Genomic DNA, 21,542 nt, shown 5'->3' on the forward strand with positions numbered 1-21,542 from the left:
TTTCCCCCTCTTTGTTGTATTTATTATACCTTGAACCCGAATCGTTGGAAATGCTGTGTCTTTATTCCTAATGATCGAGTGCGTCATATGTTTTGAAAAACAATGTCTGATTTGGGAAATGTAGGATGATAGGATGAAAATTTTAGAAATTTTAGAATAATCTATTGTATTCTGGTCAAGAAGTCGGTAAGGTCAAAGTAAGAATATGGAAGGGGTGTTGTTCATGAAACGCATTTCTCTAACTGTTTTGTCCATATGTCTGTTTGTTTTCTCGTTTTTTCTGCCTGTCAGCCAAGTCAATGCGAACGAATCTCATGGGAGTAAAGTAGCTGTTGGTAAAGATGGCATGGTTGCTACTGCTCACCCGCTGGCATCAGAAGTAGGTGCTGATGTATTGAAGAAAGGTGGAAACGCAGTGGATGCTGCTGTTGCCATCCAGTACGCACTGAATGTGACAGAGCCAATGATGTCTGGAATTGGCGGCGGTGGTTTTATGATGGTTTATGATGGAAAGACAAAAGAAACGTCCATCATCAATAGTAGAGAACGAGCACCACAGGGCGCAACACCTGACATGTTTTTAACGGACGAAGGAAAAGTCATCCCATTTGCTGAGCGGTCTACACACGGTAATGCGGTTGGTGTTCCAGGGACAGTAAAAGGTCTCGAGGCAGCATTGGATAAGTGGGGGACCCGTTCGATGAAGGAATTGATTGAGCCTTCCATTCAGCTTGCAGAGGATGGATTTGAAATCGATTCTGTTCTGGCACAAGCCATTGAAGATCATCAAGGGAAGCTGAAAAAAACGGCTGCAGCGCCAATCTTTCTTCCAGATGATCAGCCGCTCAAAGAAGGCGATCTGCTTGTACAGCCAGGCCTTGCCAAAACATTTAAGCTCATTGCGAAAAAAGGAAGTAAAGCATTTTATGAAGGAAAAGTAGCAAAGGCACTTGCAAATACAGTCCAAGATTTTGGCGGAACGATGACAACTGATGACATTGGTCGTTATGAGGTCAAGACTGACAAGCCTATCTGGGGGGACTATAAAGGATACCAGCTTGCAAGTATGCCTCCACCAAGCTCAGGCGGTGTGTTTATGCTGCAAATACTCAAAATACTAGATCACTTCAATCTATCACAATATGACCCCAAATCATTCGAAAAATATCAGCTGCTTGCTGAAACAATGCATCTCTCCTATGCTGACCGTGCTGCATATGCAGGCGACCCCGAATTCGTAGATGTTCCACTAAAAGGACTACTAGACGATGATTACATTTCAAAAAGAGCTTCTCTCATTCAATTAGATCAAATGAATAAAAACCCGAAAGAAGGAGATCCATGGGCTTATGAGGATGAAAAAAATCCATCCCCGATTGTCCCGCAGCCAGAAGATAAAACCATTGGCGAGACCACTCATTTTACTGTTGCCGATCAGTGGGGAAATGTCGTGTCATTCACAACAACCATTGAACAGTTATTTGGTACAGGGATTCTTGTTCCGGAATATGGCTTTTTCTTAAACAATGAACTAACAGATTTTGACGCAAGACCAGGCGGAGCAAATGAAGTCCAGCCGAATAAACGTCCATTATCCAGTATGACCCCGACGATCATATTCAAAGATAACGAGCCGGTCATGACTGTTGGCTCACCTGGAGGAACGACCATTATTGCTTCTGTTTCACAAACCATCCTAAACTTGCTTGAATACGATATGGAGCTTCAAGATGCAGTGGAAGAGCCGCGGATATATACAAACAGTCCAACTTCTTACCGTTACGAAGTAGGAGTTCCCCTTGATGTGAGAACGAAGCTAAATGACATGGGTCACCGTTTTGGCAGTTCGCCTATTGATATAGGAAATGTGCAAGCCTTACTCATTGATCGAAAAGCAGGGACTTTTACTGGAGTTGCTGACTCCTCGAGAAACGGAACCGCTGTTGGTGTCAATTTAAAGCTATCTGCCGATTAAAACCATTTCCCGGGAAAAGAAGCGCCTCTGCAAGATGGCGTTTCTTTTTTTGTTTAATTAAAAAACAGAGTTGACACCTGTGAATAGTTTGAATAATATATAGACTAACATCAATCATACATAGCTGATCGGACAACCGAAGGCTCTTGGCAATTTGAAGTGCAGGACTGTAATGTATTTCAAGTGGCTAAGGGTCTTTTTTGCGTATGAAACGGCAAGGTTGGTGTCACTATTATTTGATAACAGGGGAGCGGGATAACGTGAAAAAGTGGAAATGGGTCTCGGTTGTAACCATCGTAGTGGTCTTGGCTGTGACGAGTGCTGCGTGCTCAAACGCAAACGAATCCTCAAAGCAAAAGGGGAAGGTTGAGCTGTTAAATGTTTCGTATGATCCTACACGTGAATTGTATCAGGAATACAATCAAGCCTTTCAGACGTATTGGAAAGACAAAACAGGTGAGGATGTCACGATCAAGCAGTCTCACGGTGGATCAGGAAAGCAGGGAAGATCGATTATTGATGGACTCGAGGCAGATGTGGCAACGCTGGCTTTAGGGTATGACATTGATGCGATTGCAGATCGCGGACTGCTTTCGAAAGATTGGCAAAAAGAATTTCCAAATCAGTCAACTCCGTATACATCGACCATTGTGTTTCTTGTGAAGAAAGGGAACCCCAAAAATATTAAAGACTGGGACGACTTGATTAAACCAGGTGTGTCCATCATTACACCAAATCCGAAAACGTCCGGCGGTGCGAGATGGAATTACTTAGCTGCATGGGCATATGCCGATAAAACATTTCATGGGAATGAAGACAAAACAAAGGATTTTGTCAAAAAGCTATATGAACATGTCGAAGTCCTTGATTCAGGTGCACGCGGGGCCACAACGACCTTTGTTGAACGCGGTCTTGGAGATGTGTTAATTGCATGGGAAAATGAAGCCTATTTAACACAGCACGAACTAGGCAAAGACAAATTTGAGATTGTCACCCCATCGATTAGTATTCTAGCAGAGCCGCCTGTTGCGGTCGTCGATCAAAATGTGAAACGTAAAGGAACAGAGAAAGTGGCAAAGGCTTATTTAGATTATTTATATTCTAAAAAAGGGCAGGAAATTGCGGCGAAAAACTATTATCGTCCTAGAAATCAAGAAGTCTTAAACAAATATAAAGACCAGTTTAAAAAGATTGATATGGTGACGATTGATCAAGCATTTGGCGGGTGGAGAAAGGCGCAGAAAAGATTTTTTGATGATGGCGGCTTATTTGATCAAATATACAGCGGACAAAAATAGGGGGCGATGTGATGAAGAAAACACATGCAGCCGCCAATAAAAGAAAACGTATATTGCCTGGATTTGGGCTGAGCCTTGGGGTGACACTCGTTTATGTGAGTGCGATTGTCGTCATTCCTTTATCCATGGTATTTATTTGGACGGCTTCATTAGGAGCAGAGGGGATTTGGAAGGTGTTTACCGATGCAAGAGTATTGAAGTCGCTTCAGCTGACCGTGACTACTTCCTTTGCAGCTGCTCTCATCAATGCAGGGTTTGGTGTACTGATTGCCTGGGTTCTCGCCAGGTACACATTTCCCGGAAAGAAAATTTTAGATGCTCTCATCGATTTGCCTTTTGCGCTCCCAACGGCTGTTGCGGGTATCGCTCTCACCACCCTTTATTCTCCAAATGGGTGGATTGGTCAATTTCTGCATTTAAAGGTGGCATACACACCGATTGGGATTATTTTGGCACTTATTTTTATCGGCATACCATTCGTTATCCGAACCGTTCAGCCTGTGATAGAAGGGCTGCAGCAGGAAGTGGAAGAGGCTGCGGCGATTCTTGGTGCGACAAGGAGACAGACCTTTTTTCACGTGCTGCTACCAGCCTTGTTTCCTGCGGTGATGACTGGATTTTCACTTGCGTTTGCAAGAGCACTAGGGGAATATGGCTCTGTTGTGTTTATTGCTGGAAATATTCCGTTTAAAACAGAAATTACACCGCTGATGATCATGTCCAAGCTTGAACAATATGATTATCATGGTGCAGCAGCGATTGCATGCTTGATGCTGATTCTTTCGTTTTTCATCCTGTTATTGATTCACGGCATTCAGTGGTATGTTGAGCGGAAAAAACAAGTATACGTGAGGTGAAACCATTGGAGAGAGAGCTTAGTCATCGGCATCATGTTCAGTATAAAAGTCCTGTAACCGAATCTAAAACGGTAAAAATCCTATTAATTACGGTGGTGTACGCTTTTTTGATTTTATTTTTACTCATACCGCTGATCGCCGTGTTTTCAAAGGCATTCGAGAAAGGGTGGAGTTCATACCTTATGGCCATCTCACATCCAGATACACTAGCGGCGATCAAATTGACCATTTTCATTGTCGTCGTTACCTTGCCGCTTCAAATGATCTTCGGGGTGAGTGCTGCATGGCTTATCACAAAATTTAACTTCCGCGGCAAACGTTTGTTAACGACTGTAATTGACCTCCCGTTTGCCGTTTCGCCTGTGATTGCTGGACTTGTATTTGTGCTTTTATTTGGTTCAAACGGGCTTTTAGGACCTTGGCTTATGGAGAATGGATGGAAAGTCATTTATTCTGTACCAGGCATGATTCTAGCAACCATATTCGTGACATTTCCGTTTATTGCTAGAGAATTAATCCCGTTTATGCAGCATGAAGGCATTCATGAGGAGGAAGCATCACTCACACTTGGTGCAAACGGATGGAAGACTTTTTTCCTTGTGACACTCCCAAATATCAAATGGGCTCTTTTTTACGGCGTTATTTTAGCCGGGGCAAGAGCGATTGGTGAATTTGGTGCTGTGTCGGTTGTATCAGGTCATATTCGAGGGATGACCAATACGATGCCGCTTCATATCGAAATTTTATACAATGAGTACCAATTTCAAGCCGCTTTTGCTGTGGCGTCTCTTATGGCATTTGTGGCAGTCATTACTTTAATCATTAAACAAATCATTCAGCAGAGGGATCACCGGCTTGGCAAGCGGTCAACATAAATGGAGGAGGGATCGGCCTTGGGGATTACAGCAAAACAAATCTCAAAACAATTTGGTCAGACAAAGGTTTTGCAAAACGTGGATTTATCGATAAGAAATGGTGAATTGATTTCTTTATTAGGACCATCTGGCTCTGGAAAGACGACGTTATTAAGAATCATTGCAGGTCTTGATTACGCCAATAACGGGCAAGTTTTATTCGGAGATCAGGATTACACACACATTCCAGTACGAAAACGGCAAATCGGTTTTGTGTTTCAGCAATATGCACTTTTTCGAAATATGACGGTTTTTGATAATGTGGCATATGGGCTGAAAATTAAACCTAGAGGAGAAAGACTGTCTAAAAAAGACATCAAAGAGCGGGTGCATGAGCTTTTAGAGGTTGTTCAGCTCACGCAGTATGAGCAGCGTTATCCAGAGCAGCTGTCAGGCGGACAAAAGCAGCGTGTAGCACTGGCACGAGCACTTGCCGTTCAGCCGAAGGCACTCCTCTTAGATGAACCCTTTGGCGCTCTTGATACAAAGGTGAGGAAAGAATTAAGGCATTGGCTGAAAAAAGTTCATCGTGACTTTCAAATGACCACTATTTTTGTGACACATGATCAAGAAGAAGCATTCGATATTGCTGATCGTGTCGTGGTGATGAATGAAGGAAGAATCGAAAAAATTGGCACAAAGGAAGAAATGGCAGTACAGACAGACAATCTATTTGTATCTGAATTTTTAGATATAGGAAGCCACATTTAACAAGAAGTATAGAAGGCGAGTAGAGAAAGACGCAGTGATCACTGCGTCTTTTTTTATAAAAATTTCCCTAGGAACATTGACTTATAATTTTGAATATTATAATATCTTTACAAAGGTAACAATATTGAACATTTTTCATAACATATAATTGTAAGCGCTTTATAAAAGGTTCTATTCTAAAATGTTCATTCTTTTTGTTACATGTGTTCATATTTATACCAAATGAAAGGGGTGGTTGTTTGAATAACTTGTTTGAGTTAAATGAACAACTGATTACGCTGCAGTTCGAAGCATCTTCGAGAGAGGAGGTGACGACATACTTAGCAGACAGGTTAGAAGCTGGAGGGTACATTAAATCGAGCTATTTACCTGCAGTGCTTGAAAGAGAAAAAACATATCCTACAGGTCTCCCGCTTGCAACTTTTGGGGTAGCGATTCCGCATACAGATCCTGAGCATGTGAACAAACCGGCGATTAGTGTTGCTACATTAAAGGAACCTGTCGTGTTTCATAAGATGGGGAGCCCCGATGAAACAGTGCAAGCCAAAATTGTGTTTGTCCTAGCAATCTCTGAGCCTAGTAAGCAGCTTGTGATGCTCGAGAAGCTGATGACACTTTTTAGAAAAGAAGAAGTGATGACAAAGCTGTCTCACATGACCTCTTATGAAGAAGCGGCTCACTTGCTTCAACAAGAGCTAAACCAATAATCATTCATGAAATAATGTAAGCGCTTTATCTGAAAAATTCAGGAGGTGGATGTATGATCAAGCAAGCCGTCGATTTTATATTAGACCTTGGACCAACTATTATGCTCCCGATTATTATGACGCTTTTCGGTATGATTTTAAGACAGGGCTTTAAGAAATCTTTCCGAGCCGGTATTACGATCGGAATTGGATTTGTCGGTGTCAATCTTGTCATTAATTTGCTCGTGAGCGGTCTTGGGCCAGCAGCGAAAGCTATGGTTAATTCCCTTGGGCTAAAGCTCGATATTTTGGATGTTGGATGGCCGATTGGCGCTGCCATATCCTTTGGTACACCTGTTGCCCCGCTCATGATTCCTCTTGTGCTTTTGTTAAATGTGATTTTATTGTCCGTAAACTTCACGAAAACACTGAATGTGGATATTTGGAACTTCTGGCATTTAATTTTCGCAGCCTCTGTTACTTACTACGCTTATCATAATATGTTCTTGGCTCTTGCTGTTGGCTTGATTGTTTCTGCGATCACGCTTAAATTAGCCGATTGGACAGCGCCGACAATCGAACACCATTTTGGATTAAAAGGCGTATCGATGGCTCATGCTGAAACGGTCAACTTCGCACCGCTGATGTATGCGTCCAACCGCGTCATTGATAAAATTCCTGGTTTAAACAAAATTCATGCTGATCCAGAAACATTAAAGAAACGCTTTGGCATCTTTGGCGAACCGCTTGTGATGGGTCTCATACTTGGTATCATTATTGGTCTTCTCGGCGGCTATGATGCAAAAGGCGTGATGACACTCGGGATTCAAATGGCAGCAGTTCTTGTCTTAATGCCAAGAATGGTTGCGTTATTAATGGAAGGACTGATTCCAATCTCTGAGGGCGCTCGTTCTTATATTCAAAAGCGTTTCCCAGGGAAAAATGTCTATATTGGTTTAGATACAGCAATTGTCATTGGTCATCCAGCGAATATGGCGGTAGCCCTTTTAATGGTGCCGATTACGATTTTGCTCGCTGTTGTTCTGCCTTACAATGGCATGCTTCCGTTTGCTGACTTATCGGTTCTGCCATTTACAGTTGTCTGGGCAGTAGCAGCCGCTCGTGGAAATATTATTCGCGGCCTTATTAACAGTGTTTTTACATTAATGATTGTCTTCTTTATCGCAACGAACCTTGCACCGCTTGCAACAACCATGGGGAAAGCCGTCGGCTTTGATTTCCCAGAAGGGGCAAACATGATTTCAGGTATTGACCTTGGTTCTCACGTCATTCCTTGGATCATGGTGAGACTTCTTGATCCGAGCAACCCTTACTTTATTGCAGCGATTATCTGTGCTCTGGCTTATGCGCTTCTATGGTACTGGGTGCGAAATGATATTAAAAAGCAGTATGCAAAAGAAATGGGCTTAGATCAGAAAGAACAATAAATGAGCTGGAGGGATTCTAATGGCGAAGAAAATATTAGTATCATGCGGAACGGCAGTTGCAACATCAACGGTTGTGGCTAAAAAGGTAGAAGAGACATTAAAGGAAAAAGGATATGATGTCGTGGTGGAACAATGTAAGGCATCTGAAGTCCCGCAAAAAGCAGAGGGTGCTGATTTAATTGTGACGACAACACCTGTTAGTGATACAAAAGGAACGCCTGTGATTCAAACATTATCCTTTTTAACTGGATTTGGTATTGAAGATGATATCGAGAAAATCATAGAGCATATCAAGTAGAGAGCTATTTTCTGAAGGAGCTTTCGCGGCTCCTTCTAGTGATTTGAAAGGAGGAAGTCTCATGCAGCATCATGCTTATAGCCGAACGTCTGCAGTGTTGTCTATTTTTCTTCCGGCTGTGCTCATCTGTCTGTTTTTTCTCTGGTCTCTTTATACGTTATGGTCAGCAGGACCTGAGCCGTTAGCAGTGTTAGGCGTTTATACACTGCCGATTCTCATGCTGTCTAGTATCACAGGACTGAACCAGCCGACAAATGTCGTCATTAGTGAAGATCAACTGAAGATAGGGGCTTTTGGCAGATGGCACACATATGCTGTGTCTGATATTAAAGGAAAGCTTTTTTTAAAGCCATATCCTCATATCGGGAAAGTCTATGTCAGGGTGGGACCAGCCCGGATATTCGGAGGGCGTTACTGGATATCAAGTGAGATGAGTGAGTACAAACAGCTTGTGCAAACGTTACAGGATTTTGCGAAGGGTGATGAAAAGGAGGATGCCGCTACATGAAATCAGCTGTCTTTTATTCTTCAGAGGACATTCGGTATGAGGAGCGGAACCGGCCAGTCATCGGTGATGATGAAGTTCTGTTAAAGCTGCGAGCCTGCGGCTTATGCGGAACGGATATTTATAAAGCAACGCATGAGACAGTACCTCCTGGGACCGTGCTGGGACATGAAATCGCTGGTGATGTTGTCGAGACCGGCACACGCGTGACAAATGTCCAGACGGGAGACAGGGTCTATGTGGCGCATCATGTGCCTTGTTTCACCTGTGACTTTTGTCAAAAGGGATTCTATACGATGTGTCCGCAGTTTACAGCCACAAATGTAGAGCCAGGAGGGTTTTCAGAATATATCCGTATACCTGCTTTGCATGTCAAGCACACGATGGGCAAGCTTCCTAAAGACGTATCGTATGAGCAAGGGGCGATGGTAGAACCCGTTGCCTGTTGCCTGCACGGGTTTGAACGAGCACCTGTTCATCCAGGAGATTCCGTCTTGATCCTTGGAGCGGGGCAAATTGGCTGTATTCAATTGCAGCTTGCCAAATATTATTTAGCTGGAAAAGTGATGATAACAGATGTGAATGAGAACAGGCTGCTGCGTGCGAGAAGTTTAGGTGCAGATGCCGCTTTTCATCCAGCAGCTGAACCAGTGGAAAACCGGGTGATGAAAGAAACAAATGGAAAGGGAGCAGACCTCGTTATTATTTCTGTTGGAAGCAGTGCGCTTTTAAAAGAGGCGTTTCAAGCTGTAGCGCGAGGCGGGACGATTTTGGTGTTTGCTCATTTTCCAAAGGGAGATGTGGCCATTCCTGCTGAACGATTTTTCAATGATGAAGTGAAGGTAGTAGGAGCCTATTCATCGCATCCATATCATTATCGTGAAGCCCTTGAGCTTCTGAAAGCAAAAGTGGTCAACACTGAAAAGATGGTGACGCACCGTTATCCGTTAAGCCAGCTGCTTCAGGCGATAGAATGTGCAAGGAATCCTGAGGGTGAGAGCGTCAAAATCATGATGTATCCAGATGAATGAGTGTAGGAGATTAAAAGAGAAAGAGAAGTTCTTTGGAAAAGGGCTTTGCCTTTCTCTTTTTTTCTGACAAAAGATGAAAACGCTTAAAAATGAGAGAGAATTGCTTGACTTCGTTGACACTTAAACGTATGATAATTACAAATGTAACATACAAGAACAAATGTAAAGGGGAGAGAAGAAATGCAAAAACAAATCACTTTGCCTGAACAGATTAGTCATGAGAAATTAGCAGATTTATATAAACAAATGTGGTTAGTGAGATATTTTGATGAAAAGGTCGATCAATTCTTTGCAAAAGGACTTATCCATGGCACCACTCATTTATGTGTTGGACAGGAAGCATCAGCTGTTGGATCGATTGCCGTATTAAAAGATAAAGATAAGATCGTCAGCACACACCGAGGACATGGTCACTGTATTGCAAAAGGGGCCGAGGTCAATAAAATGATGGCTGAATTGTTTGGACGTGAAACCGGTTATTGTAAAGGAAAAGGCGGCTCCATGCATATCGCGGACTTAGAAAAAGGAAATCTTGGGGCAAATGGAATTGTTGGCGGCGGTATCCCGCTGGCAACAGGTGCAGCGCTCACATCTAAAATGAAGCAGGAAGGCTTTGTTGTTCTTTGTTTCTTCGGAGATGGTGCCACAAATGAAGGCAGCTTCCATGAAGCTTTAAACCTCGCATCCATTTGGGATTTACCGGTTGTGTTTATTTGTGAAAACAACCAGTACGGTATGTCTGGTCCTGTGAAAGAAATGATCAACATTGAAGATATTTCAACAAGAGCAGAAAGCTACGGAATGCCAGGGAAAACAGTTGATGGAAATGACATGGTTGAAATTATGAACACAGTTGATGAAGCAGTCAGCCGTGCGAGAGCGGGAGAAGGCCCATCACTTATTGAAATGAAAACGTACCGCTGGAAGGGTCACTCTAAGAGTGATGCGAAAAAATACCGTACACGTGAAGAAGAGACAGAGTGGAGACAAAAAGACGGCATCAAACGCTTTAAGTCTCTCTTGATTGAACTGAATGTTTTGACAGAAGAGCAGGCAGCAAGCTTACAGGAAGAAGCGAAGCAGGAAATTGAAGCGTCTGTAGAATTCGCCAAAAACAGTAAAGAACCGTCAATTGACACACTATTAGAGGATGTATACGCCTAATTAGGAGGGGAATCACGTGACAAAAACAACAGTGAGAGAGATTTCATATTTAGAAGCTGTTCGAGAGGCTATGAGTCAGGAAATGAGAGAAAACCAAGATGTCTTCATTTTAGGTGAAGATATTGGCGTATATGGAGGTGCTTTTGGGGTCACGCGCGGCATGATTGAAGAATTTGGTCCAGAGCGCGTTCGCAATACACCTATCTCAGAGGCTGCCATCGCAGGTGGGGCAGTCGGAGCGGCTTTAACCGGTATGCGTCCGATTTTAGAACTTCAATTCTCTGACTTTATTACAATCGCAATGGATCAGCTTGTGAACCAAGCAGCCAAAACACGATACATGTTTGGCGGAAAAGGGAAGGTGCCGCTTGTTGTAAGAACGCCAGCAGGATCGGGAACGGGTGCAGCGGCGCAGCACTCACAAAGCTTAGAAGCGTGGATGGCACATATTCCAGGACTCAAAGTGGTTCAGCCTTCAACAGCCTATGATGCAAAAGGTCTTTTAAAAGCAGCGATGGATGATGACAACCCTGTCATTTTCTACGAGCACAAGCTTTTATATAAAACAATCGGTGAAGTGCCTGAAGAGCAATATTCAATTCCTCTAGGAAAAGCAGATGTGAAAAGAAGCGGGAAAGACGTCACGATTGTAGCAACAGCGATTATGGTTCACAAAGCGTTAGAAGCGGCGAAGGAACTAGAAGCAGAGGGAATCGATGTTGAAATCATTGACCCAAGAACACTTGTCCCATTAGATGAAGAAACGATTATCGAATCTGTGAAGAAAACAGGTAAATGTATCGTGGTTCATGAAGCGGTAAAACGAGGCGGCTATGGCGGAGAGATTGCAAGTATGATAGCGGAAAGTGAAGCCTTTGACTACTTAGATGCTCCAATTAAACGACTTGGCGGTCTTGCGGTTCCAATACCATACAACCCGACGCTGGAAAAAGCGGTCATTCCACAAGTGCCAGATATTATTGAAGCAGCAAAAGAGCTTGTGCGCTCTTAAGTAAAGGGGAGAAGATCATGCCAAAAGAGATATTTATGCCGAAGCTAAGCAGTACGATGGAAGTCGGCACCTTGCTTCAATGGTTTAAAGAAGAAGGAGATTCGGTTGAAATCGGTGAGCCTCTTTTTGAAATTATGACAGACAAGATCAATATCGAAGTGGAAGCCTATGATGATGGTATTTTTCTAAAGAAATATTATGAAGCCGATGATCAAATTCCAGTCAATGCTGTCATTGGATATATCGGAGAGGCAAATGAACAGGTGCCAAGCGAACCGCCAGCACAATCAGATGAAGATTCATCCGGGAGCAGCGAATCGGCTTCATCAGACACGGCTTCATCCAGTTCTACTGAAGCCCCAAAAACACCTAATGAAAAAGTGCGTGCCACTCCTGCGGCGAGAAAAACGGCAAAGGATCATCATGTGGCGATTCATGAGGTATCTGGCACAGGACCTAAAGGCAGAGTTCAAAAGCGGGACGTCGAGGCGGCTGTCCACTCTAATGAGAAAGATCAACGCGTGTCACCTCTAGCAGAGAAAGTGGCTGCTCGTGAAGGAATCGATTTAGCGAATGTTGCTGGATCTGGTGCGCACGGAAAAATTATGAAGAGTGATGTAACGGCAGCAGCTGCACAAACAGCTGAGTCTTCTCCAGTCAAAACACAAAAACTAGCTGGCATGAGAAAAGTGATCGCTGATCGCATGTCACAAAGTGCCTTTACAGCACCGCACGTGACATTAACAAGTGAAATCGATATGACAAAAGCAAAAGAAGTACGCAAACAGCTATTGCCAGCGATTGAAAAAGAGACAGGCTACAGACTGTCGTTCACAGAAATTATCATTCATGCGGTTAGCAATGTACTCACGAGACACCCGCATATCAATATGACGTTTGAACAAAATGAGCTCCATTTCCATGATGATGTGCACATTGGTCTCGCTGTCGCTGTAAAAGATGGCTTAATGGTTCCAGTCATTTCTCATGCGAACCAAAAAGGATTAAAACAGCTGACAAAAGAGGCGAAAGAAATCGGCCGAAACGCACGTGACCAAAAACTGCTGCCAGACCAGCTGAAAGGGTCCACTTTTACCATTAGTAACTTAGGTATGTATGCCATTGATACCTTTACCCCGATTATCAATCAGCCAGAAGTGGCGATCTTAGGCGTTGGGCGCATTCAAGAAAAACCTGTTGTGGTAGATGGAGAAATTCAGGTGCGGCCGATGATGGGCGTTAGTTTATCGTTTGATCACCGAGTGGTAGATGGCGCACCAGCGGCTGCCTTTTTAACAGACCTTAAAAAAGTGCTTGAACAACCATTTGAATTGCTAATGTAGGAGATGAATCGGATGACGAAAACGTATGATCTGACAGTCATTGGCGGAGGGCCTGGCGGGTATACTGCCGCCCTTCAAGCAGCTGAGCGTGGACGGAAGGTCGCATTGATTGAAGAGGATTTTCTTGGCGGTACTTGTTTAAATCGGGGCTGCATTCCTTCAAAGACACTGCTCAAACATGCAGAAGTCATTGAATCAATTGAGAAGGCGAAAAGCTGGGGAATTGAAACAGGTGATTTGGTCCTTTCCTTCGATAAAATGAGAAAGCGCAAAGATGACGTCATTGAAAAGCTCAGAGGCGGAATTGCCTTTTTATTAAAGCAAGGAAAGATTGATGTATATAACGGCAGAGGTACAGCTGTGACAAGACACCAGATTGAGATTGAAAAACAAGATGGTTCAGAATTGATTGAAACGAAAGAGCTCATGATTGCCACTGGATCTTCACCCGCTATTCCGCCAATACCGGGCCTTAAAGACATTCAATTTGACACAAGTGATACGATCTTTGACATCCCAGATATTCCTGCTTCTGTCGTCATCATTGGCGGCGGTGTCATTGGACTTGAGCTGGCTTGTATCTTCCAGAGCCTTCAATCAAAAGTCACGATTATTGAAGCAGCTCCGTCCATTATTCCGCAAGAAGACGAGGAAGCATCTAAGCTGCTAGAAAGAGAATTAAAGAAAAAAGGCATCCATATCGCGAAGAAAACCACTGTGACAGAGGTAACGGAAAGCGAAGGAGTCAAAGCGGTTCATGCATCAGACGATAAAGGGGAGACGCATATCTTTACGGCTGAAAGACTGCTTGTTTGTGTAGGAAGAAGACCTACTGTTTCTGCTGTCAGCCAGCTTGATCTTCAGCTGGATGGTCCTTTTATCAAGGTGAACGACAAGATGCAGACAAGCGTTGAAGGTGTCTATGCAGTTGGGGATGTTGCTGGCGGCTATCAACTGGCTCATGCAGCGATGGCAGAGGCTGCTGTTGCGGTCAGTAATATTTGCGGTGTGTCTGAAAAAATGAATGCTGATATCATGCCTAGATGTATTTATACATTACCAGAGGTAGCAAGTGTCGGTCTGACTGAGAAAGAGGCAAAAGCTAAAGGACTTAATGTGCGGGCGGAACGATTTGATTTAGCGGCAAGCGGTAAAGCACTAGCGGCAGGCGAGCAAACAGGCTTTATTAAATTGGTATACGATACAGTCTATGGTGAAGTGATTGGTGCGACGATGGTTGGCCCGCACGTCACAGAGATGATTTCAGAAGCTTCCTCCTTTATGTATTTAGAAGGAACAGCAGAAGAGATGGCGAAAATGATTCATCCGCATCCGACCATCTCAGAAGGTTTTTATGAAGCAGCACTTGATATCGTGAGTAAGCTGAGAAAATAATGGCCAAACAAGGGATAGGGAGGAGATACGTGTGCACGTCCAGCTTCATCAGAAAGCGGCACTTGTGACAGGTAGCACAGATGGATTTGGAGAAGCCATCTGCCTGGCTTTAGCCCGGGCAGGTGCACATGTTTTTTTACACACGTTTCATGATGAATCAAAGGCTAAAACCATTCGTGAAGACATTCAAAAAATGGGCGGTCATGCGAGTATTATTCAGAATCCGCTGGAAACGCCACGTGATGCGACACGGATGCTGAGGCAAGTGATTGATACATGCGGTAAACTGGATATTCTGGTCAATCAAGCAGAGCAAGGAGCAGGCGCAGAGCTTGATGACGTGAGCCCTGATGGGTGGGTAGATGAAGTGGAATCGGCTGTGAATACCGTCTTTCTTTCCAGTCAGGCTGCCGTATGGCATATGGTTGATCAGAAGCAAGGCTGCATCATTAATATATCGTCATCAGGCAGTATCACAGGTGATGGCGGGATCTCGCATGCTACATCGAATTCTATGCTGAATGCCATGACAAAAGGGTTAGCAAGAGAATTTAAAGACAAAGGCATTCGGGTGCTTGCGCTGCTGCCTCCGCCTCTCGATTTGGTTCCTGATACAGAGCAAATCAAGGAGACTGTGGCACATATGACGGTGTTCCTCAGTACATCCTATGGTGCATTTACAGATGGCGTGGCGATTATGCTTGATGGGGGTGAGAGCGCTGGCTAATGATCAAAAACCAGTTCTCATCGTTGGCGGAGCACAAGGGATCGGAAAAGAAATAGCTGAGCGTTTTTTAAAAGAAGGACAGCCAGTTGCTGTGTCAGATATAGATGAAAAGGGACTTTCGCTCTTAAAGACACAGTATCCTCAGCTGCTGATATTTCAAGCTGACGTTTCATCGTGGGAAAGTGTTCAGCAAATGATATCAGCAGCTGAAAGGGAGCTGGGCGGTATTGCTCATCTTGTGTATTCAGCAGGAATGACAAAATCACTACCTTTTTTAGAAGTCGATTTTTCACTTTGGAAAAAGACACTGGCTGTGAACTTATATGGTCTTTACTATTGCATCAAAGCGTTGGCACCCTATATGTGTGAGCGGCAGGAAGGCAGTGTTGTCATTATTGGATCGGGATCGGCCATCACCGGCTCAGGCGGCGGTATTCAATATTATGCATCAAAAGCAGGTGCTTTTGGATTGATGCGATCGCTCGTAAAGGACCTAGGCTCCCATCATATACGCATCAATGTGATTGCTCCCCGCGTGATTGAATCTCAAATGCTTGATACACTCTATCCGACTGTTGAGGAGAAGAGGCAGCTGCAATCACTCATTCCCATCGGAAGGTTAGGAAAACCTGAGGATATCGCAGGACTCACTTTATTTCTCACACGTGATGAGGGGAGTTATTTGCACGGACAAATTATCCTGTTAGACGGTGGGAGAACATATCAGCCGAAATATACTGAGGGAAAAAGAGCGGAGAGTTAATCGCTCTTTTTTTCATTTTCATAACAATTGTTCCAATTGGAAACGAATGTTTGATATACTGGTAATCATAGTATATTAAAAGGATGATGTCACATGCTGAATTGGGAAGAAAGACGACAGCTCGTCAAAGTTGCTCATCTTTATTATACAGACGGGTGGACGCAGCAAGAAATTGCAAAAAAGCTCAATGTCTCAAGGCCAGTCATTTCAAAGCTCTTACAAAAAGCAAAAGATGTGGGAATCGTTGAAGTGTACATTAAAGACGAAAGCATTCATACGGTGGAACTTGAAAAGCAGCTGGAAACAACCTTTCAATTAACAGATGCGGTCGTTGTCCCAAGTGTTGGGACAATGTCTGAGATGGTGAAGCGGGCAGTCGGTCAAGCAGGTGCCTATTATTTGTCTAAAAACATGAAAAATGCGGAGAAAATCGGGATTTCATGGGGGACCACGCTTGCTGAGCTTGTCAAAGAATATCCGTTTGAACGAAGAAACGATGTGAAGGTCATTCCTTTAGAGGGCGGAATGGGCAGGCAGGCAGTCGATATTCATGCCAATCAGCTGGCATATGAGCTGGCAAAGAAAATGAACGGCACGTGTTCCTATTTATATGCCCCTGCGATTTTAGAAACAGAAGAATTAAAAGAACGGCTCATGGCGATGCAGGACATAGAAGCTGTGCTTGAAGAAGGCAGAAATGTGGATATTGCCCTCATCGGTATTGGCAACCCGCATAAAGGGTCGACTTTAAAAACAGTCGGTTATTTAAAAGAAGAGGATTTATCTGGTTTAAGGCAATCAGGCGCTGTCGGTGATATTGGTTTTCGTTTCTTTGATGGAGAAGGAAAACCTGTCCAAGATGAACTGAATCAAAAGGTCATAGGCTTATCGCTGGAACAATTAAAGAGCGTCAAAACGGTCATCGCTGTTGTAGAAGGAACCCATAAAGCTGAAAGTATTTTAGGGGCTTTAAATGGCGGCTTCATCCAAGTACTGGTGACAGACGAACTAACGGCGGCAGCCATTTTAAAGGAAGCATCCGTGCAATAAAAGGCTTGCAGCGTTCGAATGGTATAACAAGAGCAACATCAAACGAGAAAGGAGCTGTGTATCTTGAAGAAAACCGAAATGGAAGCAAACCTACATTGTACTCGGTGCCAAGAAGAGACCCTCCACAGCATCGTTTATGTGAATGATCAGATGAAAAGCGTTGAGTGTACAGAGTGTCATCAAAAGATCAGTGTGCAAGTCGACATCATGAAGGAATTTTACAAAGAAGTATATGAAAAAATAGCGACAAAGCCAAAGCGGATCACGCAGGAATATAAGTCGAACCTGAATGGATTTATCTCAAGGCTCCCAATCCGCGTGCTTAGTAAGCCATACCGGCTCATGAGATATTTAAACGAATCATATAAAGTGATCAAACAATATAAAAAATGAAGCAGAGCACTGATTAGTGCTCTGCTTTATTTTGTGTTTTTTTCATATAATAATAAATAGGCAGTCCAGCCATGCCGATCAGCATGGAGATCAGACAGCTTTTCCAATCGGTGATCATGGTGCTGATTAAGACGAATAATGAACCGATAATCGCAATGATTGGTGTCAGCGGGTAAAGTGGTACACTGTACGCACGCTTCATTCCGCTGTTTTGTTTTCTCAGCTTAAAGACGGCGAAAAAGGCCATGACATAAAAGATGTAAATCATGAAAATCGATACTTCAGACAGCTTCTCGGGATTACTGACGATCATAAACACAATGGCGATCAAAATTTGCACAAATACAGCGATCCAAGGTGTTTTAAATGTTGGGTGAATACGGGAAATCGCGTTGGCGAAAGGAATCTGCTTTCGTTCTGCCATCGCAAAAATCACACGTGGGAATGAAAGAACCTTTCCGTTCAAACAGCCAAAGATACTGATGATGATCCCAATACTAATGATTTTCCCGCCAATTGGTCCAAAGAGCATGGTAGCAGCAGTGCTTGTCGCATTTTCACCTAGCTGGACGATTTGATCAGCTGGCAGCACGTGCAAAAGTGCGACATTAATAAAGAGATAACAAGCCGTCACAATTAAAATTCCGCCTGCCATCGCGCGAGGAAGCAGTTTCTCAGGATTTTTCATTTCTCCACCAAGCGCAGCAAGTAAAATCCAGCCATCATAAGCAAATAACGTAGCCAAAATCGCTGCACCGAAGTTCATTTGAGCGATACTATCGTTGACAGCCATGAAGATGTTTTCGTTACCCTTCCATATGCCAAACACAATAATAGCGGCAATCGGGACAAGCTTTCCAATAGTGGTCAGCCCCTGAACAAATCCGCCGTATTTTGTTCCCATGATGTTGATGATACATAAAAATAAAACGGTGATAATGCCGATCGTTGTAGACCATAAAGTCGAAAGCGAAAATAAATTGGCTAATAATGAACCAAAATAAAGACCAAGTGCACCAATGATGGCGGGTCCGTAAATAATAATCTGTACCCAGCCGCATAAGTAGCCCCAAAATTCACCATACACTTCTTCAAGATAGGCGTATAAACCGCCGGTTCTCGGGATTTGTGTACCAATTTCAGCGACAGTCAGTCCGCCTGCAAGGGTTAAGATTCCACCTAACAGCCAAGCGAATAATGCGATGTCTGAGCTCCCTGAATAGGAAAGGACGTTGCCTGGCTTCATAAAGACGCCTGACCCGATAATGGTCCCGATGACAAGAGATAGGGCGAAAAATAAGCCGATGTCTTGTTTTAACGCTGGTTGTTCTTTGTTCATTACACACGACCTCCTGCATCACTTTCGTACGTTACTGTGACATGTATTTTGTTCATTGTAATACGATTTTAGGAAAACAAGAATTAAAAAAATTTTCTGATTTTCGTATTTGTGATTGAAAGTGTTCGTTTATTGGAGATATTAGGGTGAATGTTGTGTTAAAAACGAACAATAAAAGATTATTTTCGATTTAATGTTAATTTAATGTCCAGAAACCGAACATCCAGTAAACGTACAGTTAAATGGTTGACTTTTCTTGAAAAATGAACTATTTTATTCATAAGGATATTATCTCGAATTCGAGATAATTAAAAATAGGAGTGAAAATAATGAAAATCAATGGGATTCACCACGTATCTGCGTTAACAGCCAATGCTCAGAAGAATGTTGATTTCTATCGCCAAATTCTTGGCTTGAAACTTGTAAAGAAAACAGTCAATCAAGATGACCCGTCTATGTATCACTTGTTTTATGGAGATGAGGTTGCTTCACCAGGAACAGAGCTTACATTCTTTGAGATTCCAATGCTTGCCCGCCGTTTGGAAGGGACAAATGCGATCACAAGCACAGGCCTTCTCGTTTCTTCTGAAGAGGCACTCACGTTTTGGGAAAAGCGGTTTGAAGATAAAGGCGTACAGCAAGAAACAGCTTCCTTGAGAGGCGGAAGACCTGCCTTGCGTTTTAAAGATCCAGAAGGGCAGCAGCTGTTTTTAACAGTAGAACCGAACGCACAAGAAGAAGGCTCACCGCCAGTGCATGACGATATCCCTGCAGAGTATGCGATTAGAGGTTTAGGTCCAGTTGAATTAACTGTTGCAGAAGCTGATAAGACGATCCGTGTTTTAACAGACATCCTTGGTTTCACCGAAAGAGCACGTGAACAATCAAATGATGGTGAGATCGTGACCATTTTTGAGTCAGGAAATGGCGGTGCTGGAACAGAAATTCATGTGATTGAAAAAACAGAAGGGCCTTCTGAACGTTCCGGCAGAGGAAGTGTGCATCATGTCGCATTCCGCGTGAAGGATGCAGAAGAGCTTGAAAAATGGTATGAAAAAATATCAAAAGCAGGCTTTACGAACTCTGGTGTTGTAGAACGCTTTTACTTTAAAGCTCTTTACTTTAGAGAGCCAAATGGTATTTTATTTGAAATTTCAACAGATGGTCCTGGGTTTACAGTTGATGAAGGGGTGGATGTACTTGGCGATCAATTAGCCCTTCCGCCATTCCTAGAGCATAAACGAGCAGAAATTGAACAAAGATTAACGCCAATTCAATCGTCATAAAAAAACAGCTCATAACTGAGCTGTTTTTTCATTAGGAACTGACTTGCTTAGATTCAGATTGTGTTAATGTGACCTGTTTCGTTTCTTGTTTTCCGTTTCGAATGAGGGTGATGCTCACGGTGTCTCCTACTTTTGTATTCGTGTATAGCTCGTGACGTAATTCGCTGCCAGTTTTGATTTGTTTTCCATTGATGGCGGTAATGACATCCTCTGACTTTAAGCCTGCTTTGGCGGCAGGTGAGCCAGCGGCGATTTCTTTGACATACACGCCTTGATCGAGCTGACTGCTTTTAAGTCCGAGTGTTTCTTTCTGATACACATCTGGAACTTGTTCGAGATCCAGCATGCTGATGCCGATATATGGACGTTCAATTTTTCCTTTTGCGAGAAGCTGATCAGCGATTGGTTTGACATCATTGATTGGCAGCGCGAATCCAATGCCTTCCACACCTGTTTCAGAGATTTTCATACTCGTGATCCCCACAACCTTTCCGTCTGTCGTTAGAAGCGGGCCGCCGCTGTTACCTGGATTAATGGCTGCATCTGTTTGAATGACATTAATGCTGCTTTCGCCTGCTGATGTGTTCATAGAGACTGTTCGATCGACACCGCTGACAATTCCTTGTGTTACCGTTCTTGAAAGGTCTTCACCAAGCGGGTTTCCGATTGCGATGACAGTTTCTCCAGCACGCAGTGAGGAGGAATTGCCTAATGCCGCCACCTTCGTCACATGACTGCTGCTAATTTCCACAACAGCTAGGTCAGTGAGCGGATCAGCTCCGACCAGTTTTCCTTCAATGGTTTTGCCATCGTGTAAGGATACGGTGAGTTTGTTTGCCCCTTCAATGACGTGGTTGTTTGTTAAGATATAGGCTTTATTGCCTGATTTTTTGAAAATCACTCCTGAGCCTGTACCGGTTTCTTCCTCTTGACTGCTTTTGTTTTGCTGTGATTCATCGAAAGGGTTACTGAAATCGCCAAAGCTCGTGTCTGTTTGAGTTTGTGCTTGGTAGTTTGTAATGCCGACAATTGCTGGTGATACATTTTCGACCATGCTGGAAATGCTGTTTGATGAATTTGCTGTTTGGACGGCTGTTGTTTTTGACGAATTCGTGTGATTTGTCGATACTGCTTCTGTTTTCGCTGCCGAATCATTTGCAGAGCTGTTTGATGAATGCTGAGCATACGGTGTAAGAACGTAGACACCTAACGCTAATATACCGCCTACAACACCGCTGACGAATGGTTTAAACCAGCCATTTGGCTTCTTCTGTTTTTGAGGTTGTTCAATAGTTTGTTTGTCATCTTTGTGAGTCATCCGAATCACTCTCTTTCATTGATTTTTTC

At 43.4% G+C, this 21,542-nt stretch carries 21 protein-coding genes; 19 read left to right on the plus strand and 2 right to left on the minus strand.

Translation table 11 applies throughout. The features are described 5' to 3' along the window. Window positions 1-223: 223 nt before the first annotated feature. The 18 genes from ggt to NST59_RS06225 all read left to right on the plus strand — a co-directional run bounded on the left by ggt (window position 224) and on the right by NST59_RS06225 (window position 17,570). Window positions 224-1,975 carry a gamma-glutamyltransferase gene (ggt, locus tag NST59_RS06140; protein WP_058838928.1) on the plus strand — a complete coding sequence of 584 codons (1,752 nt, stop codon included), beginning with the start codon at window positions 224-226 and terminating at the stop codon, window positions 1,973-1,975. Window positions 1,976-2,235: 260 nt separating this feature from the next. Further along, on the plus strand, window positions 2,236-3,273 hold the full coding sequence (locus tag NST59_RS06145; RefSeq protein WP_106025260.1) for a sulfate ABC transporter substrate-binding protein: 1,038 nt from the start codon (window positions 2,236-2,238) through the stop codon (window positions 3,271-3,273). An 11-nt stretch (window positions 3,274-3,284) separates the two neighbouring features. Beyond that, the gene (gene cysT / locus NST59_RS06150) at window positions 3,285-4,130 is read left to right on the plus strand and encodes a sulfate ABC transporter permease subunit CysT (protein WP_106025259.1); all 846 of its coding nucleotides are present in this window, start codon (window positions 3,285-3,287) and stop codon (window positions 4,128-4,130) included. A 5-nt stretch (window positions 4,131-4,135) separates the two neighbouring features. Then, window positions 4,136-5,005 carry a sulfate ABC transporter permease subunit CysW gene (cysW, locus tag NST59_RS06155; RefSeq protein ID WP_327841956.1) on the plus strand — a complete coding sequence of 290 codons (870 nt, stop codon included), beginning with the start codon at window positions 4,136-4,138 and terminating at the stop codon, window positions 5,003-5,005. A gap of 18 nt (window positions 5,006-5,023) precedes the next feature. Continuing rightward, entirely contained in the window at window positions 5,024-5,755 is a 732-nt protein-coding gene (locus NST59_RS06160; protein ID WP_058838932.1) for a sulfate/molybdate ABC transporter ATP-binding protein, read from the plus strand. Window positions 5,756-5,994: 239 nt separating this feature from the next. Beyond that, a complete protein-coding gene (locus NST59_RS06165; protein WP_058838933.1) occupies window positions 5,995-6,462 on the plus strand; it encodes a PTS sugar transporter subunit IIA in 468 nt (155 codons plus the stop codon). Window positions 6,463-6,515: 53 nt separating this feature from the next. Then, complete coding sequence (locus NST59_RS06170) at window positions 6,516-7,889, plus strand: PTS galactitol transporter subunit IIC (RefSeq protein ID WP_047203577.1); 1,374 nt, start codon at window positions 6,516-6,518, stop codon at window positions 7,887-7,889. Window positions 7,890-7,908: 19 nt separating this feature from the next. Then, a complete protein-coding gene (locus NST59_RS06175) occupies window positions 7,909-8,187 on the plus strand; it encodes a PTS sugar transporter subunit IIB (RefSeq protein WP_047203576.1) in 279 nt (92 codons plus the stop codon). Window positions 8,188-8,248: 61 nt separating this feature from the next. Continuing rightward, the gene (locus tag NST59_RS06180) at window positions 8,249-8,695 is read left to right on the plus strand and encodes a hypothetical protein (RefSeq protein WP_041085086.1); all 447 of its coding nucleotides are present in this window, start codon (window positions 8,249-8,251) and stop codon (window positions 8,693-8,695) included. After that, the gene (locus tag NST59_RS06185; RefSeq protein ID WP_144495129.1) at window positions 8,692-9,723 is read left to right on the plus strand and encodes an alcohol dehydrogenase catalytic domain-containing protein; all 1,032 of its coding nucleotides are present in this window, start codon (window positions 8,692-8,694) and stop codon (window positions 9,721-9,723) included. The genes NST59_RS06180 and NST59_RS06185 overlap by 4 nt, the downstream gene beginning before the upstream one ends. A 180-nt stretch (window positions 9,724-9,903) precedes the next feature. Beyond that, entirely contained in the window at window positions 9,904-10,887 is a 984-nt protein-coding gene (gene pdhA / locus NST59_RS06190; protein ID WP_039177954.1) for a pyruvate dehydrogenase (acetyl-transferring) E1 component subunit alpha, read from the plus strand. Window positions 10,888-10,918: 31 nt separating this feature from the next. Beyond that, window positions 10,919-11,899 carry an alpha-ketoacid dehydrogenase subunit beta gene (locus NST59_RS06195; protein WP_034281944.1) on the plus strand — a complete coding sequence of 327 codons (981 nt, stop codon included), beginning with the start codon at window positions 10,919-10,921 and terminating at the stop codon, window positions 11,897-11,899. Between the two features lie 17 nt (window positions 11,900-11,916). Continuing rightward, window positions 11,917-13,242, plus strand: a complete 1,326-nt coding sequence (locus NST59_RS06200; protein WP_064498342.1) for a dihydrolipoamide acetyltransferase family protein — start codon at window positions 11,917-11,919, stop codon at window positions 13,240-13,242. A gap of 12 nt (window positions 13,243-13,254) precedes the next feature. Continuing rightward, on the plus strand, window positions 13,255-14,637 hold the full coding sequence (lpdA, locus tag NST59_RS06205; protein WP_247544259.1) for a dihydrolipoyl dehydrogenase: 1,383 nt from the start codon (window positions 13,255-13,257) through the stop codon (window positions 14,635-14,637). A 31-nt stretch (window positions 14,638-14,668) separates the two neighbouring features. Next, complete coding sequence (locus NST59_RS06210) at window positions 14,669-15,364, plus strand: SDR family NAD(P)-dependent oxidoreductase (protein ID WP_106025254.1); 696 nt, start codon at window positions 14,669-14,671, stop codon at window positions 15,362-15,364. Next, window positions 15,342-16,127 carry an SDR family NAD(P)-dependent oxidoreductase gene (locus tag NST59_RS06215; protein WP_099663188.1) on the plus strand — a complete coding sequence of 262 codons (786 nt, stop codon included), beginning with the start codon at window positions 15,342-15,344 and terminating at the stop codon, window positions 16,125-16,127. Before NST59_RS06210 ends, NST59_RS06215 begins: the two co-directional genes overlap by 23 nt. 93 nt (window positions 16,128-16,220) lie before the next feature. Further along, on the plus strand, window positions 16,221-17,177 hold the full coding sequence (locus NST59_RS06220) for a sugar-binding transcriptional regulator (protein ID WP_024424944.1): 957 nt from the start codon (window positions 16,221-16,223) through the stop codon (window positions 17,175-17,177). A gap of 63 nt (window positions 17,178-17,240) precedes the next feature. Continuing rightward, window positions 17,241-17,570 (plus strand): hypothetical protein, encoded by a 330-nt coding sequence (locus NST59_RS06225; protein WP_024426788.1) that lies wholly within the window; start codon window positions 17,241-17,243, stop codon window positions 17,568-17,570. Between the two features lie 13 nt (window positions 17,571-17,583). Here the strand turns inward: NST59_RS06225 and NST59_RS06230 are convergent, their stop codons facing one another. Then, the gene (locus NST59_RS06230; protein ID WP_039177966.1) at window positions 17,584-18,909 is read right to left on the minus strand and encodes an APC family permease; all 1,326 of its coding nucleotides are present in this window, start codon (window positions 18,907-18,909) and stop codon (window positions 17,584-17,586) included. A gap of 329 nt (window positions 18,910-19,238) precedes the next feature. Here NST59_RS06230 and NST59_RS06235 point away from each other — a divergent pair, with 329 nt between their 5' ends. After that, window positions 19,239-20,195, plus strand: a complete 957-nt coding sequence (locus NST59_RS06235) for a ring-cleaving dioxygenase (protein ID WP_047203045.1) — start codon at window positions 19,239-19,241, stop codon at window positions 20,193-20,195. A gap of 31 nt (window positions 20,196-20,226) precedes the next feature. On the opposite strand, the gene NST59_RS06240 is transcribed toward NST59_RS06235, so the two are convergent. After that, on the minus strand, window positions 20,227-21,513 hold the full coding sequence (locus NST59_RS06240) for a S1C family serine protease (RefSeq protein WP_106025251.1): 1,287 nt from the start codon (window positions 21,511-21,513) through the stop codon (window positions 20,227-20,229). Window positions 21,514-21,542 lie beyond the last annotated feature (29 nt).

Source organism: Bacillus sp. FSL R5-0439, from assembly GCF_038008805.1.
GTDB lineage: Bacteria > Bacillota > Bacilli > Bacillales > Bacillaceae > Bacillus > Bacillus safensis.